This is a genomic window from Planomonospora sp. ID67723 (assembly GCF_015711605.1).
Classification (GTDB): domain Bacteria; phylum Actinomycetota; class Actinomycetes; order Streptosporangiales; family Streptosporangiaceae; genus Planomonospora_A.
On record NZ_JABTEZ010000002.1, the window covers coordinates 1,050,550 to 1,068,377 of the forward strand.

Genomic DNA, 17,828 nt, shown 5'->3' on the forward strand with positions numbered 1-17,828 from the left:
AGGGTGCGGCGCCGCCGCATCCGGGCATGCCGGAAACGAGGGGCGGCGGGCGCCCCGGAGACGGGGAAACGCGCGTAAGCTTCCCTCGCCGACGCGCGACAAGGGGGAGGACGAGGCCGCATGTCAGACTCGTTTGTGCATCTTCACGTTCATACGGAGTACTCCATGCTCGATGGAGCCGCCCGTCTGAAGCAGATGTTCAAACAGGTCGGCGATCTGGGCATGCCCGCCATCGCGATCACCGACCACGGCAACATGCACGGCGCCTACGACTTCTACAAGCAGGCCACCGGGGCCGGCATCAAGCCGATCATCGGCATCGAGGCCTACGTCGCCCCCGCCTCCCGGCACCAGAAGAAGCCGGTGCTGTGGGGAGAGCCCCACCAGAAGAAGGACGACGTGTCGGCGGGTGGCTACTACACCCACATGACGATCTGGGCGCGCAACGAGCGCGGCCTGAAGAACCTGATGAAGCTCAGCTCCCGCGCCTACACCGAGGGCTTCGTCCGCAAGTGGGCCCGGATGGACGCCGAGATCCTCGCCGAGCACGCCGAGGGCCTGATGGCCACGACCGGCTGCCCGTCGGGAGAGGTCCAGACCCGCCTGCGGCTGGGCCAGTACGACGAGGCGCGGGCCGCCGCCGCGAAGTTCCAGGAGCTCTTCGGCAAGGAGAACTACTACCTGGAGATCATGGACCACGGCCTCGAGATCGAGCGCCGGGTCCGCGACGGACTGACCCGCATCTCGAAAGAGCTGAACATCCCGCCGCTGGTCACCAACGACTCGCACTACACCTACGAGTCGGACGCGACCTCCCACGACGCGCTGCTGTGCATCCAGACCGGCAAGCAGCTGTCCGACCCCGACCGGTTCCGCTTCGACGGCAGCGGTTACTACATCAAGACCGCCGACGAGATGCGCGCGGTCGACTCCTCCGACCTGTGGGCCGAGGGCTGCCGCAACACGCTCCTGGTCGCCGAGAAGGTCGAGCCGGAGGGCATGTTCGGGTTCAAGAACCTGATGCCGACCTTCCCGATCCCGGAGGGCATGACGGAGGAGGAGTTCTTCCGCCAGGAGGTCTGGGAGGGAATGAAGCGCCGCTTCCCGGGCGGCGTGGACGAGGAGCACCGCGCCTGGGTGGAGAAGGAGCTCGGTGTCATCATCCAGATGGGCTTCCCATCCTACTTCCTCGTGGTCGCCGACTTCATCATGTGGGCCAAGCGCAACGGCATCCGCGTGGGCCCGGGCCGGGGCTCGGCGGCGGGCTCTCTGGTGGCCTACGCCCTGGGCATCACCGACCTCGACCCGATCCCGCACGGCCTGATCTTCGAGCGGTTCCTCAACCCCGAGCGCGTCTCCATGCCCGACGTCGACATCGACTTCGACGAGCGCCGGCGCGGCGACGTGATCCGTTACGTGACCGAGAAGTGGGGCGCCGACAAGGTCGCCATGATCGCCACCTTCGGCACCATCAAGGCGAAGGCGGCCATCAAGGACGCCGCCCGCGTCCTCGGCTACCCCTACGCCCTCGGCGACAAGGTCTCCAAGGCGTTCCCGCCCGCGGTGATGGGCAAGGACATCCCGCTGTCGGGCATCTTCGACAAGGACCACCCGCGCTTCGGCGAGGCCGGCGAGCTGCGCAGGCTGTACGAGGAGGACGTCGACGTCAAGTCGGCGATCGACCTGGGCCGGGGCCTGGAGGGCCTGATCCGGCAGACCGGCGTGCACGCCGCCGGCGTCATCATGTCGTCGGAGGTGCTGACCGACTACATCCCGATCATGCGCCGCGACTCCGACGGCGCGATCATCACGCAGTTCGACTATCCGACCTGCGAGACGCTCGGCCTGCTGAAGATGGACTTCCTGGGCCTGCGCAACCTCACGATCATCGACGACTGCCTGAAGGCCATCGAGGCCAACACCGGCACCATGATCGAGCTGCTCGACCTGCCGCTGGACGACGTCAAGACGTACGAGCTGCTGTCGCGGGGCGACACGCTCGGCATCTTCCAGCTCGACGGCGGCGGCATGCGCTCGCTGCTGCGCCTGATGCGCCCCGACAACTTCGAGGACATCTCCGCGGCGCTCGCGCTCTACCGCCCCGGTCCGATGGGAGCCAACTCCCACACCAACTACGCGATGCGCAAGAACGGCCAGCAGGAGATCACTCCGATCCACCCGGAGCTGGAGGAGCCGCTCAAGGAGATCCTCGACACGACCTACGGCCTGATCGTCTATCAGGAGCAGGTCATGGCGATCGCCCAGAAGGTCGCCAACTACTCCCTGGGCGGCGCCGACCTGCTGCGCCGGGCGATGGGCAAGAAGAAGAAGTCCGAGCTGGACAAGCAGTTCGAGTTCTTCGAGCAGGGCATGAAGGACAACGGCTTCTCCGCCGCGGCGATCAAGGCCCTGTGGGACATCCTGCTGCCCTTCTCCGACTACGCCTTCAACAAGGCCCACACCGCCGGGTACGGCCTGGTCTCCTACTGGACCGCCTACCTCAAGGCCAACTACCCGGCCGAGTACATGGCCGCCCTGCTCACCTCGGTCAAGGACGACAAGGACAAGTCGGCGCTCTACCTCAACGAGTGCCGCCGTATGGGCATCAAGGTGCTCCCGCCGGACGTCAACGACTCCGACTTCGACTTCACCCCGCGTGGCAGCGACGTGCGCTTCGGCCTGTCGGCCATCCGCAACGTCGGCGGCAACGTCGTCGACGGGATCATCGCCGCGCGCAGGGAGAAGGGGCGCTTCACCGACTTCAAGGACTTCCTGCGCAAGGTTCCCGCGGTCGTCTGCAACAAGCGGGTCATCGAGTCGCTGATCAAGGCCGGGGCCTTCGACTCCTTCGACCACGTCCGCAAGGGCCTGGTGATGGTCCACGAGCAGGCCGTCGACGCGATCATCGACATCAAGAAGAACGAGGCGATCGGCCAGGACTCGCTGTTCGGCGCGGCCGACGGCACCGAGGACCAGACCTTCGACGTGCAGATCCCGCCAGGGGAGTGGGACAAGACAACCCTGCTCGCCTTCGAGCGGGAGATGCTCGGCCTGTACGTCTCCGACCACCCGCTCTTCGGCGTCGAGCACATCCTCGCCTCCGGGGCCGACTGCTCGATCGCCGCACTGCAGGACGACAGCCGTCCCGACGGGCAGGTCGTCACCGTCGGCGGCATCCTGAGCGGGGTCCAGCGCAAGGTCACCAAGAAGGGCGACACCTGGGTCCTGACCATGCTGGAGGACCTGGAGGGCGCCATCGAGGTGATGATCTTCCCCTCGGCGTACCAGCTCTGCTCCACGATCCTCGCCGAGGACGCGATCGTCTTCGTCAAGGGCCGGCTGGACAAGCGCGAGGACGTCGGGAAGATCATCGCCATGGAGGTGACCGCCCCCGACCTCACCACGGAGGCGGGCGGGCCGCTCCTGGTGAGCGTCCCGCTGGCCCGGTGCACGCCCCCGGTGGTCGGCCGCCTCAAGGAGGTCCTGACCACCCACCCGGGCACCACCGAGGTCCACCTCCAGGTCCACAACGGCCCCAAGACCACGGTCATGCGCCTGGACGACCGGCTGCGCGTCTCGCCGTCCCCGGCCCTGATGGGCGACCTCAAGCAACTCCTGGGCCCCGCCTGCCTCGGAGCCTGACGACGAAACGAGGGTTAGGAAACTTTCCTAACTTGTTGACACCGCGCCGGACCGCTTGCCACTATGCCGGTAAGCGGCTCGGCGCGGCGTCCCCTCCCGGGGACGTGACGCGCTCAGTGAGAGACCTGCTGTCCCGGCCGCGCCTCGCACGACGCCTCGCCGCGCCGTGATCTCACGCCTCTCACCCCCCAGGAGACAGTCATGTCTTCAGCGATGCCGAAACCCGTCCCCCGCAGGCTCCTCTGGGCGCTCGCCGCGATCACCGTCCTCCTATCCGGGCTGCTCGTCGCCGCAGGCCGGGCCGAGGCCGCCGAGACCCTGCTCTCGCAGGGCAAACCCGCCTCCTCCTCGTCCAAGGAGGGCCAGTCCTACAGTTCGGGCAAGGCGGTCGACGGCGACCTCACCTCCACCCGCTGGGCCTCCGAGGAAGGCGCCGACCCCCAGTGGATCCGCGTCGACCTGGGCGCGGCCCAGCAGATCTCCCGCGTCAGGCTGCTCTGGGAGGCCGCCTACGGCAGCGCCTACGAGATCCAGGTCTCCGACGACAAGAGCACCTGGACCACCGTCTACTCCACCACCACCGGGGACGGCGGCGAGGACGACCTGACCGTCTCCGGCTCCGGGCGCTACGTCCGCATGTACGGCACCGAGCGCGGCACCCCCTACGGCTATTCGCTGTGGGAGCTGCAGGTGTACGGCGGCGGCACCCCGCCGACCCCGACGCCCACTCCCACGGTCACCCCGACCGTCCCGCCGGGCGAGGCCTTCACGGTCGCGGCGGCCGGTGACATCGCCGCGCAGTGCACCGCGAGCTCCGGCTCCTGCGCCCACCCCAAGACCGCCGCGCTGGTCGAGCGGATGAACCCGGCGTTCGTCGTCACCATGGGCGACAACCAGTACGACGACGCCCGGATCTCGGACTACCGGAACTACTACGACAAGACCTGGGGCAGGTTCAAGGGCAAGACCCGCCCCGTCCCCGGCAACCACGAGACCTACGACCCCGCCGGGACCTACGCCGGGTACAAGGCCTACTTCGGCTCCATCGCCACCCCGCGGGGCAAGACCTACTACAGCTACGACCACGGCGACTGGCACTTCGTCGCCCTCGACTCCAACCTCTTCACCGACTCCGCCCAGCTCGACTGGCTCAAGGCCGACCTGGCCGCCAACGACAGGCGCTGCATCGCCGCCTACTTCCACCACCCCCTCTTCAGCTCCGGCTCGCACGGCAACCAGAAGCAGAGCAAGCCGGTCTGGGAGATCCTCTACGGCGCCGGAGCCGACCTGGTGCTGGGCGGGCACGACCACCACTACGAGCGGTTCGCGCCGCAGAACCCGAGCGCCGCGGCCGATTCCAAGGGCATCGTCCAGGTCATCGGCGGGATGGGCGGCGCGCCGCCGTACGAGCTCAAGACCGCCAGGCCCAACAGCCAGAAGCGCCTCACCAACCTGTACGGCGTGCTCAAGCTGACCCTCGCCCCCAGCTCGTTCTCCTGGCAGCTCGTCGATGTCGGCGGCGCGGTCAAGGACACCAGCCCCACCTACACCTGCCACTAGATGTACATCTCGGCGAACCGGACCGCGGACGGGACCCGTCCGCGGTCGCGGACCTCCTGGGCGGTTCCGGGGAACGTGCTCGCCCTCGGCGGGGTCAGCCTGGTCACCGACATCTCCTCCGAGATGGTCACGGCCGTGCTCCCGCTCTACGTGACGCTCTCCCTCGGGCTCAGCATGCTGCAGTTCGGCGCGCTCGACGGGCTCTACGCCGGGCTGACCGCGCTGGTCCGCCTGGCAGGAGGGCAGCTCGCCGACCGGTGGCAGCGGCGCAAGCTGGTCGCCGGGGCAGGGTACGGGCTGTCGGCCCTGTCGCGGCTGGGCCTGCTGGCGGCCGGCGCCTCGGTCCCGCTGCTGGGTGCGGCGATCGCCGCCGACCGGGCGGGCAAGGGGCTGCGCACGGCCCCGCGTGACGCGATGATCTCGCTGAGCGCCCCGCCGGACGCGCTCGGCCACGCCTTCGGCGTGCACCGCGCGATGGACACGTTCGGGGCGCTGCTCGGGCCGCTGGCCGCGTTCGCCGTGCTGACGGCCACCGCGGGCGCGTACGACGCGGTGTTCGTGGTCAGCTTCTGCGTCGCCGTGCTCGGCGTCCTGCTGCTGGTCATGTACGTCCGCGACCGCCGCGAGCCGCTGCCGCCCGGCGCCGCCGGCAGCGGAGCGGTCTCGCTGCGCGCCGCCGCCGGGCTGCTGCGGGACGCGCCGTTCCGGCACGTCTGCGCGGTGGCCGCCGTCCTGGGCCTGGTCACGGTCAGCGACGCATTCGTCTACCTGCTCCTGCAGAAGCGCGGCGGGCTGGGGCCCGAGTACTTCCCGCTGCTGCCGGTCGGCACGGCCGCGGTCTACCTGATGCTCGCCGTGCCCGCCGGACGGCTCGCCGACCGGCTCGGCCGGGTCCCGGTCTTCCTGGCCGGGCACGTCGCGCTGGCCGGCGCCTACCTGCTGCTGCTCGGCCCCGGCTGGCTCGTCCCCGTGCTGGTCCTGCACGGGGCGTTCTACGCGGCCACCGACGGCGTGCTGATGGCCCTGGCCGGGCCGGTGCTCCCCGAACGCCTGCGCGCCAGCGGCCTGGCCCTGCTCCAGACCGGTCAGGCCGTCGCCCGGATGTTCTCCTCGGTCCTGTTCGGCGCGCTCTGGACGGTGTGGGGGAGCGAGCCGGGACTGGCGGCCATGACGGCGGGACTCGCCGCCTGCGCGCTCGCCTCGTGGTTCGCACTGCGGCCCGCCGTACCGGCTCACCGGCCGGATCCTGCGCGAAGGAGGCGGTGATGACCTCCGCCCGGAGGCTTCCGGTCCTGATCGCCGCCGTGGTGCTGCTGGCCGCCGTCGCGGCGGGCTACGCGGGCTGGGCGGCGCGACGCGGCCCCGCCCCGGACCCGCGGGCACCGGCGGTCCAGGGGGGTGGAGACGGCCTCCTGGACCCGGGGCGGCTCGTGTTCCGTACGACGGCCGGCCGGGTCGCCGCGGTGCCGCTGGGGGACACCTCGGCCGCGCCCGTCGACGGCGGACCGGCCTGCAACCGGTTCCATACGGCGGCGGGCGTCTCCGTCTGCCTGGTCGCCAGGCCCGGACCGGTCCCCATGACCGACGCGGTGATCCTCGACCGCTCGATGCGGGAGCTCCAGCGGGTCGAACTGGCCGGGATCCCGAACCGGGCCAGGATGTCGGCCAGCGGCCGGATGGCCTCGTGGACCGTGTTCGTCACCGGAGACTCCTACAACGAAGGGGGATTCTCCACCTGGACCGGGATCCTGGACCGCCGCACCGGCTTCGCCGTCACCAACATGGAGGACATCCCGCTGACCCTCGGCGGGCGCCGCTACTTCTCCCCGGACGTGAACTACTGGGGCGTCACCTTCGCCGCCGACGACAACACGTTCTATGCGACCGTGTCGACGAAGGGGAAGACCTACCTGGTGAAGGGCGACTACGCCAGGTGGGAGGCCCGCACGCTCAGGGAGAACGCCGAGTGCCCGTCGCTGTCCCCCGACGGGACGCGCCTGGTGTTCAAGAAACGGGTCTCCGGCGACCCCGACCGGCCCTGGCGGCTCCACCTGCTCGACCTGGCCACCATGGAGGAGACGCCGCTGGCCGAGACCGCGAGCGTCGACGACCAGGCCGCCTGGCTCGACGCCCGCACCGTGATGTACGGCAAGGGCCCCGACGTCTGGTCCGTCCCCGCCGACGGCACCGGCGCCCCGGCCCTCCTGGTGCGCGACGCGTCCTCCCCGGTGGTCGTCGGCCGGTCCCCGTAGTCCCGGGGGACGACGACCGATCTCATCCCGGAAGGGGAGGACGGACGGCGGAAAGATTGTGAAGATCATCATGTCGGGTTTCCGGACAGAGGAGATGACAGAGGTGATGGTCTTCATGCGGAGCCCCCGCCGGGGATCGGCGGCCGCCGGGCTCGGGCTGAGCGCGGTACTCACGACGTGGGCGTTCGCGCCACCCGCGACGGCCGAACCCGCCCCCGCGGGGACGGGCCCCGGCCTGGACCGGGGAGCGCTGCGGCAGACCCTGGAGGCGGTCCACGCCGCCGGCATGCACGGTGTCTACTCCGGCGTTCGTGACGGGCGCTCCCGGTGGGACGGCGCGGCGGGCGTGGCCGACGTGGAGACCGGGCGGCCCGTCCACGCGGGGATGCGCCACCGGGTGGGCAGCATCACCAAGACCTTCACCGCGGTCGCCGTCCTGCAGCAGGTCGAACGCGGCCGGATCGAACTGGACGCGCCCGTCGCCCGCTACCTTCCCGGCCTGATCCCGGGCGAGCGCGGCGAGAAGGTCACGGTCCGGATGCTGCTCAACCACACCAGCGGCATCGGCGACTACGTCGCGGGCGCCTTCCCCTCCCTCGTGCAGGGGTCGCCGCAGAGCCTCGACGACCACAGGTTCCGCAGGATCGGCCCGCGGGAACTGGTGGCGTTCGGCCTGGCCGCGCCGGCCACCGGCGAACCCGGCCAGGGCTGGTCCTACTCCAACACCAACTACATCATCGCCGGGCTGCTGCTGGAGAAGGCGACCGGAACCGAAGCCGACCGGTACATCACCCGCCACGTGATCGCCAAGGCCGGGCTCAGGAACACCTCCTTCCCCCGCACGCCGTACATCCCCGGCCCGAACTCCAAGGCGTACGAGGCGCTGTTCGGGCTCATCGACCCGCCGCGCGACTACAGCGTCTACGACATGTCCTGGGCCGGTACGGCGGGTGCGCTCGTGTCGACGATGGACGACCTCAACCGGTTCTACCGGCTCCTGCTGGGCGGCGGGATCCTCGCCCCCGCCCAGCTGGCGCAGATGCAGGCCACCGTGCCGGTCACCGACGACCAGGGCAACGTCGTGATGCACTACGGCCTGGGCCTGTACGCCCAGGACACCGCCTGCGGCCGGTTCTGGGGGCACGACGGGGGCGTGTTCGGCATGGGAACCTTCTCCCTGTCCAGTTCCGGGGGCCGCCAGCTCTCCGTGGGGATCAACCTCATGAAGTACAACCGGCTCGACGAGAACGGGGCCGTGGTGCCGCACGCGATCGACTTCGCCCTCGGAGCCCACATGTCGCAGGCCCTGTGCGGTCAGAGCCCAGCCCCGGCCGCCAAGGCACAGCGACCCTGGTCGCCCTTCCCGACCCAGCAGGTGCGCGTCAAGCGGTGACCTGCCGGCACCGGCCGTTCCCGGCAGGCGCCGGAGCGTCCGGCGCCGCCCTCCTCGAGGGTGCCCATGATCGTTTGTGGTCGGGCTGTGATGGGGGCTTCTGCCGGGTTCATCCAGAAGCCCTCACCGCAGCACGGCCGTCGGGGTCCGGGCGGCTCGAGGTCAGCGGTCGGGGCTCTGCCAGGGAAGGAAGCGGGGCCTGTTCCGGCCGCCGCCGTTCCCGCCGCCGTGGCGGCGCCCGCGGGGGCGGTCGGCCAGCGGCGCCTTGGCCAGGAAGGGCGTGCGGCCGCCGCCGAAGCGGGCCATGTCCGGGGCGTGGAACGGTCTGGCGGGCACGCCGCGCAGGGCGGCGGACATGGAGGCCACCCAGATCGGGCCCGGCAGGGAGGCGCCCTGCACGCTGGCGTAGTAGTCACCGCCGATCTGCACCCCGCGCAACGGGTGGCGGTAGGAGCCGCGGATGTCGCCCACGCTGACCGCCGCCGACAGGGCGGGGGTGTACCCGGCGAACCAGGCCGAGGTGTAGCCGTTGTTGGTCCCGGTCTTGCCCGCGGCGGGGCGGCCGATGCCCTGGCCCCTCATGGTGCCCCGGGTGAACACCCCGCTCAGCACGTGGTTCACCGCGTCGGACACCCTCGGGTCGATCGCCTGGCGGCAGCTGGGCGGGATGGGGACGCGGAGGCCGTCCCGGCCGGTGATCTCGGCGATGGCCACCGGGCGGCAGTAGCGGCCCCGCGCGGCGAACGCGGCGAACGCCCCGGCCACCGTGAGGGGGTCCATCTCGTTGATCCCGAGCGTGAACGTCGGGACCTCGCGCAGCGGCGTGCCGTCCGCCCGGGTGATGCCGAGCGCCTTGGCGGTCCTGACGACCGGGCACAGGCCGACCTTGCGCTCCAGCTTCATGAAGAAGATGTTCACCGAGTTCCACGTGCCGGTGGAGAGGCTGTACGCGCCCGGGCTCCGCCTGCCGTCGGCGTTGTAGATCTCGCTGCCGGGGTCGTTGACCGGCCGGCCCGCGCAGTCGGTGAAGCCCTTGGCCGGGACGTACCGGCCGGGGGTGGCGAACCCCCGGTTGAACCGCCAGCCCTTGCTGAGCGCGGTGGCCAGGGTGAACGCCTTGAAGGTGGATCCGGCCTGGAAGCCCAGGCCGCCGCCGTGCGCCACGTCGGCGGCGAGGTTGAAGGTGGTGCGGGGGCCGTTCCTGCGGTTGCCGGGGTTGCGGCCGTACCGCTTGCTCGCGGCGAGCGCCCGGATCCGCCCGGTGCCCGGCTCGACCATCGCCTCGGCGGCGACCTCGGTGTCCTCCGGGTCGACCCGCGCGGCGATGGCCTGCTCCGCGGCCTTCTGGGCGGCGGGGTCCAGGGTGGTGCGGATCACCATGCCGCCCCTGGCCAGGCGGTGTTCGCGTTCCTCCCGCGTGTGCCCGAAGACGGGGTTGCTCAGCAGCTCCCGGTGGACGTAGACGCAGAAGTAGGGGTGGTCGCTGCCGGCGCAACCGCCCGGTTCCGGCTTGAGGCGGATGTTCAGCGGGGTGCGCTTGGCCGCGTCCGCCCGGGCGCGGGTGACGGACCCGGTCTCGGCCATCCGGTCCAGGACGATGTCGCGGCGCTGCCTGAGCCGCTCCTGGTGCTGCTCGCCCAGCGAGGGGTCGGTCGCGTACGGCGTGCGCACCGCTCCGGCCAGCGTGGCGGCCTGGGGCAGGGACAGCCTGGCGGCCGGGACCGAGAAGAACCGCTGCGCGGCGGCCTCCACCCCGAACGCCCCCGCGCCGAAGTAGGCGATGTTGAGGTAGCGCTCCAGGATCTCGTCTTTGGTGTACTTGCGCTCCATCGCCAGGGCGTACCGCAGCTCACTGAGCTTGCGCTGGAGGTTCGGCGCCCGCGCCTGGTCGCGTTCGGCCTCGGTCTCGGCGTTCTCCACCAGGATGTTCTTCACGAGCTGCTGGGTGAGGGAGGACCCGCCCTGCCGCACCCCGCCGGCCTGGGTGTTGGTCACCAGCGCGCGCAGCGTGCCCTTGATGTCCAGGCCGCCGTGGTGGTAGAAGCGGGAGTCCTCGATCGCGATGATCGCCTTGCGCATGACCGGTGCGACCCTGCCGAGGTCCACGACCGTCCGGTTCTGCGAGTAGAACTGGGCGAACGGCCTGCCGCGGCGGTCCAGGAGCACGGTGCGCTGGGGGAGCAGATCCTCGCGGGGGCTGGGCGGCAGGTCGGTGAAGACGCCCGCGACGTCCTTCGCCGCGAGGCCCGCGCTGCCGACGAGTGGTAGCGCGGCCCCCGCCGCCAGCAGCCCGCCGAGTACTCCGCAGGCCGTCAGGACCCGCAGGCACGCGACGGGGCCGGGCCTGGTGTCACGTCGCAATGTCACAGAGAGTAAGGTGCGGCAGGGTGATGCCCCGCAAACACCCGATTGCGAATCCTTACCCGCTCTGCACTTTCTCTCGACTGATCTTCAGACCGAGCGAGGCGAACTGCTCGAACGGCCGGTGGTAGCCCCGCTCGATGTGGTGCACCCCGCGCAGCGTGGAGGTGCCCTCCGCGGCTGCGGCGGCGAGCACGGCGGAGAAACCGGCCCGGATGTCGGGGAGCGTCACGTCGGCGCCGCGCAGCTTGGACACGCCCCGCACGACCGCCGAATGCTTGGCGTTGGTGTCGTGGTAGCGGCAGGCCGGGCCGCCGAGGCAGACGTCGAAGACCTCGATCTCGCAGCCCATCTTCTGCAGCGCGGGCACGTAGACGAGCCGGTTCTCGAAGACCGTCTCATGCAGCACCGACATGCCCTGGGCCTGCGTGAACAGCACCATCAGCGGCGTCTGCCAGTCGGTCATGAACCCGGGGTGGGTGTCGGTCTGCACCGCCGCGGCGCGCAGGCCGTCAGGGGCCGACGCCGAGAGGTAGTCGTCGGTGATGTCGAGCTGGGCCCCCATCCTGGCCAGCGTGGTGATGGCGGTGACGAGGCGGTCCTGGGGGCAGCCGTGGACCCGCACCTGGCCGCCGGTGATCAGGCCGGCCGCCAGGTAGGAGAAGGCCTCGATGCGGTCGCCGTTCAGCCAGGTGGAGGCGCCGTGCAGCCGCTCCACGCCCTCGATCACGATGCGCCGGTCCGGGCTGAGCTCGATGAGCGCGCCCATGCGCTGCAGGAACAGGGCGAGCTCCACCACCTCGGGCTCCATGGCCGCGCCCTTGAGCACGGTCTTGCCCTCGGCCAGCACCGCCGACATCAGGATCGTCTCGGTGGCACCCACGCTCGGGTAGGGCAGCTCGATCCGGGTCCCGCGCAGTCGCTTGGCCTTGGCGTAGACGCCGGTCTCGCTCACCTCGACCTCCGCGCCCATCGCGCGCAGGGCCTCGACGTGGAAGTCGACCGGGCGGCGGCCGATCGGGTCGCCGCCGACCAGCGGGACGAACGCCTCGCCCGCCAGGTGCAGCAGCGGGCCGAGCATCAGGATCGGGATCCGGTTGAGACCGGTGAACGCGGCGGGCACGTGGGGATTGATCTCCGGGCCCTGCGCGATGATGATCTCCCGGGGGGTGATCTCCACGTTGATGCCGAGTGCCCGCAGCATCTGCGCGGTGATCCCGACCTCGCCCACGTCGGGAGCATTGTGGATCATGCTCTCGCCGCTTCCCAGCATGGCGGCCACCATGTGCTTGGAGACGCCGTTCTTGGACCCGCGGACCTCGACGTCACCGCGGAGCGGGCCGGAGGGCTCGATCAGCCATACCTCTTCATTCACCCCGCAAGGGTAACGGGCTCCGGCCAGCGCTTTCGATATCGCAAAATGGTGCAGTCGATAGCATCTGGTGGAATGACGCGAAAATAGAGGGAGAGGCACATTGCGCTACGTGCGCGACTTCGCCGTGACCGTGCTCGCTCTCGGCCTTCTCGGAGCCGCCGCCGGCGTCCTCTGGTCGCTCCTCGCGCCGCGTGCGCCGTACGTCGTGACCGAGCAGGGCCCGGTGCTCGCCGACCCCTCGACCCAGGCGCTCATCGCCGCCGACGGCTGGTTCGCCGTCGTCACCGGCGCGCTCGGGCTGATCTGCGGCGCGGCGGGCTACACGCTGTCGCGCCGGGGCCGGCCGCTCGCCGTGCTGCTCGGACTGGCCGCCGGCGGTCTGCTCGCCGCGTACCTCACGCTGACGGTCGGCGGGGCGGTGAACCTCGGCGCGGTCACCGTGACCGCCGCCGGGCCGGACACGCCGATGGTCCCCGGAAGGCTGAAGCTGACCGCGAACGGTGTGATCTTCGCCTGGCCGATGCTCGCCGCGGGCCTCTTCTTCGCGCTGGAGGGCGTCGCGGGCTACCGCGAGTCGCCGCTGCGCCAGCCGTTCGGCGGGCAGGATCCCTACGGGCCGCTCTCCGAGCGCGACCTCGGCGGCAGGTGAGGCGGGGCCGTCACAGGGCGGGCCGGCGGGAGCCGTGACCGGTGGCCCGTTCGAACGCGTGGGCCAGCCGCAGCACCCGCAGGTCGGCGAAGGGGCGCCCGACGATCTGCACGCCGACCGGGAGCCCGTTCCAGGTGAACCCGCACGGCACCGAGGCGGCCGGAGCGTGCAGCACGCTGATCCAGTAGGCCGAGCGCATCCACGCCAGGTAGTCGGGGAGCGCCTCGCCGTTGATCTCCGAGACGTACGGCGCGTCCACGGGGAACGGCGGCACCTGGCTGACCGGCGCGAGGAGGAAGTCGTAGGCGTCGAAGAACGCGCTCATCCGCTGGTAGAGGCCGCTGCGCAGCCGCTCGGCGCGGGCCAGGTCCGCCCCGGTCACCGCCCGGCCCCGCTCGACGTTCCAGCGCACGTTCTCGCCGAGCTCCTCCTGGGGCAGGTCCCCGAAGGAGAGCAGGTAGTACCAGGCCCGGTAGGTCCGGAACGCGTCCTCGGCGTCGGAGAGATCGAGGTCGACCCGCTCCACGTGGGCCCCCAGCCCGGCCAGCACCGCCGGGGCGTCCGCGGTGGCCTTCGCCGTCTCGGCGTCCACCGGCAGCCCTCCCAGGTCGGGGCTCCAGGCGATCCGCAGCCCGGTCAGGTCCAGCAGATCCAGTGGCTCGGTGAAGACCGCGCCGCTCTCGGCGATCGAGAGGGGGGAGGTGGCGTCGAACCCGGCCACCACGCTCATCAGCAGCGTCAGGTCCTCCACGGTCCTGGCCATCGGCCCCGACACGCCCAGGGTGAACCAGGCCGCCGTCGGCGTCGGCGACGGCACCCGCCCGGGCGTCGGGCGCAGCCCCACCACGTTGCAGAACGAGGCCGGGTTGCGCAGCGAGCCGCCCATGTCCGAGCCGTCGGCCAGCGGCACCATCCCGCAGGCCAGAGCCGCCGCCGCCCCGCCGCTGCTGCCGCCCGCCGAGCACGACAGGTCGTAGGGGTTGCGGGTGGCGCCGAAGACCTCGTTCACCGTGTGCGAGCCGGTGCCGAACTCGGGGGTGTTGGTCTTGCCGATCGTGATCGCCCCGGCCTCGCGCATCCGCCGCACGATCAGCGCGTCCCGCTCCGGGACGTGATCGGCGAACAGGCGCGAGCCGTACGTGGTGCGGATGCCCGCGGTGTCGGTCAGGTCCTTGTGCGCGACCGGCAGCCCGTGCAGCGGTCCGCGCCAGATGCCCCTGGCCAGGTCCCGGTCGGCCGCCTTCGCCTCGTCGAGGGCGCGCTCGGCCACCAGCGTGACGATCGCGTTGACCGTGGGGTTGGCCTCCTCGATCCGGCGCAGGTGCGCGTCGAGCAACTCGACCGCGCTGACCTGCCGCGTGCGCAGCAGCTCCAGCATCTCGACGGCGGTCAGGTAGTGCATCGGTCCTCCCGGTGGGTGTGCGGCCCGCGCACGGGCGGCCGTGTCCGGCCCAGTCTGGCCAGAACGGCCTCCGCCGCGCCCTGGCAACCTTCGACAGAACTACCCGGTCCTGCCGATGGAAGCCGTGGTCGCGCGGGTCAGCCGGACCAGCTCGGCGGGGGCGGTCTCGATCTGCAGCCCGCGCCGCCCGGCGGAGAAGTAGACCGTCTCGAACTCCAGGGCGGAGGAGTCGACCACGGTCGGCAGCTGCCTGCGCTGTCCCAGCGGGCTGATCCCGCCCACCACGTAGCCGGTGACCCGCTCCACCTTGGCCGCCTCGGCCATCGCCGCCCGCTTGCTCCCCAGCGCCGCCGCGAACGCCTTGAGGTCCAGCTTGCCCGCCACCGGCACCACCGCGACCGCCAGCCCGCCCTCGACTTCGGCCACGAGCGTCTTGAAGATCCGCTCGTACGGCACGCCGAGCGCGTCGGCCGCCTCCTCGCCGTAGGCCTGCGCGTTCGCGTCGTGCTCGTAGGGGTGCAGGGTGAACTCCACCCCGGCCTGGCTCAGCGCCACCGTCGCCGGGGTGCCCTGACCGCCCTGTCCCTTGGCGCCCCGGGGTCCCCTGGCGCCCTTCGACTTGCTCATGCGCCGCAGCGTAGAGCATCAAGGAAATCTACAACGTAAAGTCGATGGATCCGCAGATGACAGAACTCCCGCGACCCCCGTCCGGGCCACCGGCAGAGGAGATCGGACGTCCGGATGGTGGACAGGACGGGAAGCGGGCTCGGGGCTCCGTAGACTGTACGGGTGATTTCCCGTACCGACCTGCGCGGCGCCCTCCCCGAGGACCTGCGCGACGTGCTGCCCCGTGCCGAACTCGACGTCGAAGCCGCCCTGGAAAAGGTCCGGCCCATCTGCGAGGACGTGCATCATCGCGGTGCGGCGGCGGTGCGGGAGCTGACCGCCAGGTTCGACGGCGTGGAGCTGGACTCCACCCGGGTGCCCGCCGAGGCGATCACCCGCGCCCTGGAGGAGCTCGACCCGCGGGTCCGCGCGGCCCTGGAGGAGTCGATCCGCCGCGCCCGCCTGGTCCACCGCGACCAGCGCCGCACCGACGTCACCACCCGGGTCGTGCCCGGCGGGACCGTCACCGAGCGCTGGGTCCCGGTCGAGCGCGTGGGGCTGTACGTCCCCGGCGGCCAGGCGGTCTACCCGTCCAGCGTGGTCATGAACGTCGTGCCGGCCCAGGAGGCGGGGGTGCCCTCGCTGGCGGTCACCTCGCCCGCGCAGAAGGAGTTCGGCGGACTGCCGCACCCGACCATCCTGGCCGCGTGCGCGCTGCTCGGCGTGGAGGAGGTCTACGCCGTCGGCGGTGCCCAGGCCGTGGCGATGTTCGCCTACGGCACCGAGGAGTGCGCTCCGGCGACCATGGTCACCGGGCCCGGCAACATCTGGGTCGCGGCGGCCAAGCGCCTGCTCAAGGGGCGCATCGGCATCGACTCCGAGGCCGGGCCCACCGAGATCGCCATCCTGGCCGACTCCACCGCCGATCCGGCGCACGTCGCCGCCGACCTGATCAGCCAGGCCGAGCACGACCAGATCGCCGCCGCGGTCCTGGTCACCGACTCGGCGGAGCTGGCCGAGGCCGTGGAGAAGGAGCTGCCCGGCCAGGTGGCGGCGACCAAGCACTCCGAGCGCATCTCCGAGGCGCTGGCCGGGCGCCAGTCCGGCATCCTGCTGGTCGACGACATGGAGGCGGGACTGCGGGTCGTGGACGCCTACGCCGCCGAGCACCTGGAGATCCACACCGCCGACGCGCCCACGCTCGCCGCCCGGGTCCGCAACGCCGGGGCGATCTTCGTGGGCGCCTACGCGCCGGTCTCGCTGGGCGACTACCTCGCCGGCTCCAACCACGTGCTGCCCACCGGGGGCTGCGCCTGCCACTCCTCGGGACTGTCGGTGCAGACGTTCCTGCGCGGGATCCACGTCGTCGACTACACCCGCGAGGCGCTGGCGGAGGCCGCGGCCCACGTGTCCGTCCTCGCCGACGCCGAGGACCTGCCCGCGCACGGCGCGGCGGTCCGCGTCCGGTTCGCCGCGGGTGAGCTGGCCGAGCTCAGTGACTGGGAGAACCGCTCGTGAACCTGGACGACCTGCCGATCCGCGACGACCTGAGAGGGCTGTCGCCGTACGGCGCCCCGCAGATCGACGTCCCGGTCCGGCTCAACACCAACGAGAACCCCTACGGTCCCTCGGCCTCGCTGGTCACGGACCTGGCCGAGGCCGTACGGCACGGCGCGGCAGAGCTCAACCGCTACCCCGACCGCGACGCGGTCGCCCTGCGCGAGGACCTGGCCGGTTATCTCGGGCACGGCCTGACGGCCGGGCGGGTGTGGGCGGCCAACGGCTCCAACGAGGTCATCCAGCAGATCCTGCAGGCCTTCGGCGGCCCGGGCCGCAGCGCGCTCGGGTTCGAGCCGTCCTACTCGATGCACTCGATCATCGCGCGCGGCACGTCCACCGAGTGGATCTCCGGGATGCGCGAGGAGGACTTCGGGATCGACCCGGGCAAGGCGGTCGCGACGATCGCCGGGCACCGGCCCGACGTCGTCTTCCTGACCTCGCCCAACAACCCCACCGGCACCGCTCTCGACCCGGCCGTGATCGCCCGGATCGTCGAGGCCGCGCCCGGCATGGTCGTGGTGGACGAGGCGTACTTCGAGTTCGCCCGCACCGGCACGCCGTCGGCGCTGACCCTGCTCCCGGACAACCCGCGCCTGATCGTCACCCGGACCATGTCCAAGGCGTTCGCGATGGCGGGCACCCGCCTGGGATACCTGGCCGCCTGCCCGGCGGTGATCGAGGCGCTGCTCCTGGTCCGCCTGCCGTACCACCTGTCCACGCTCACCCAGACGGCGGCGCGGGTCGCGCTCGCCCACCGGGACGAGCTGCTCGGCACCGTCGACATGCTGCGGGACGAGCGGGACGCCACGGTGGAGTGGCTGCGGGGCAGGGGGCTGGCGGTCGCCGACTCGGATGCCAACTTCGTGCTCTTCGGCCGCTTCCCGGACCGGCGCAAGGTCTGGGAGGGGCTGCTGGAGCGGGGGGTGCTGATCCGCGAGGTCGGCCCGCCGGAGTGGCTGAGGGTTTCCGTCGGAACGGCTGAGGAGATGGCGGCGTTCCGCGCCGCCCTGGAAGGGATCCTGTGATGA

12 protein-coding genes are annotated in these 17,828 nt (G+C 71.5%); 8 read left to right on the forward strand and 4 right to left on the reverse strand.

Annotated elements, in window-relative coordinates; translation table 11 throughout:
- Positions 1–120 precede the first annotated feature (120 nt).
- The 5 genes from dnaE to HS041_RS17395 all read left to right on the forward strand — a co-directional run bounded on the left by dnaE (position 121) and on the right by HS041_RS17395 (position 8,847).
- Complete coding sequence (gene dnaE, locus HS041_RS17375) at positions 121–3,642, forward strand: DNA polymerase III subunit alpha (RefSeq protein WP_196441712.1); 3,522 nt, start codon at positions 121–123, stop codon at positions 3,640–3,642.
- A 201-nt stretch (positions 3,643–3,843) separates the two neighbouring features.
- On the forward strand, positions 3,844–5,202 hold the full coding sequence (locus HS041_RS17380) for a galactose-binding domain-containing protein (protein WP_196441713.1): 1,359 nt from the start codon (positions 3,844–3,846) through the stop codon (positions 5,200–5,202).
- Complete coding sequence (locus HS041_RS17385) at positions 5,203–6,468, forward strand: MFS transporter (protein WP_196441714.1); 1,266 nt, start codon at positions 5,203–5,205, stop codon at positions 6,466–6,468.
- A complete protein-coding gene (locus HS041_RS17390; RefSeq protein ID WP_196441715.1) occupies positions 6,468–7,454 on the forward strand; it encodes a hypothetical protein in 987 nt (328 codons plus the stop codon). The genes HS041_RS17385 and HS041_RS17390 overlap by 1 nt, the downstream gene beginning before the upstream one ends.
- Before the next feature lie 94 nt (positions 7,455–7,548).
- A complete protein-coding gene (locus HS041_RS17395) occupies positions 7,549–8,847 on the forward strand; it encodes a serine hydrolase domain-containing protein (RefSeq protein WP_230879100.1) in 1,299 nt (432 codons plus the stop codon).
- A gap of 162 nt (positions 8,848–9,009) precedes the next feature.
- On the opposite strand, the gene HS041_RS17400 is transcribed toward HS041_RS17395, so the two are convergent.
- Together HS041_RS17400 and murA are read right to left on the reverse strand one after the other, a co-directional pair.
- On the reverse strand, positions 9,010–11,214 hold the full coding sequence (locus tag HS041_RS17400; protein WP_196441716.1) for a transglycosylase domain-containing protein: 2,205 nt from the start codon (positions 11,212–11,214) through the stop codon (positions 9,010–9,012).
- A 52-nt stretch (positions 11,215–11,266) separates the two neighbouring features.
- Positions 11,267–12,583, reverse strand: coding sequence for a UDP-N-acetylglucosamine 1-carboxyvinyltransferase (gene murA / locus HS041_RS17405; RefSeq protein WP_196441717.1), 1,317 nt, complete (start codon positions 12,581–12,583; stop codon positions 11,267–11,269).
- A gap of 109 nt (positions 12,584–12,692) precedes the next feature.
- Between murA and HS041_RS17410 the strand changes: the two genes are divergently transcribed.
- A complete protein-coding gene (locus tag HS041_RS17410; RefSeq protein ID WP_307845340.1) occupies positions 12,693–13,232 on the forward strand; it encodes a hypothetical protein in 540 nt (179 codons plus the stop codon).
- A 10-nt stretch (positions 13,233–13,242) separates the two neighbouring features.
- Here HS041_RS17410 and HS041_RS17415 read toward each other — a convergent pair whose 3' ends face one another.
- On the reverse strand, positions 13,243–14,634 hold the full coding sequence (locus HS041_RS17415; protein ID WP_196441719.1) for an amidase: 1,392 nt from the start codon (positions 14,632–14,634) through the stop codon (positions 13,243–13,245).
- A 99-nt stretch (positions 14,635–14,733) separates the two neighbouring features.
- Positions 14,734–15,261 carry a Cys-tRNA(Pro) deacylase gene (ybaK, locus tag HS041_RS17420; RefSeq protein WP_196441720.1) on the reverse strand — a complete coding sequence of 176 codons (528 nt, stop codon included), beginning with the start codon at positions 15,259–15,261 and terminating at the stop codon, positions 14,734–14,736.
- Between the two features lie 162 nt (positions 15,262–15,423).
- On the opposite strand from ybaK, the gene hisD reads away from it, so the two are divergent.
- Both hisD and HS041_RS17430 read left to right on the forward strand, forming a co-directional pair.
- Positions 15,424–16,758 (forward strand): histidinol dehydrogenase, encoded by a 1,335-nt coding sequence (gene hisD / locus HS041_RS17425; RefSeq protein WP_196441721.1) that lies wholly within the window; start codon positions 15,424–15,426, stop codon positions 16,756–16,758.
- Positions 16,755–17,825 carry a histidinol-phosphate transaminase gene (locus HS041_RS17430; RefSeq protein ID WP_196441722.1) on the forward strand — a complete coding sequence of 357 codons (1,071 nt, stop codon included), beginning with the start codon at positions 16,755–16,757 and terminating at the stop codon, positions 17,823–17,825. Before hisD ends, HS041_RS17430 begins: the two co-directional genes overlap by 4 nt.
- Positions 17,826–17,828 lie beyond the last annotated feature (3 nt).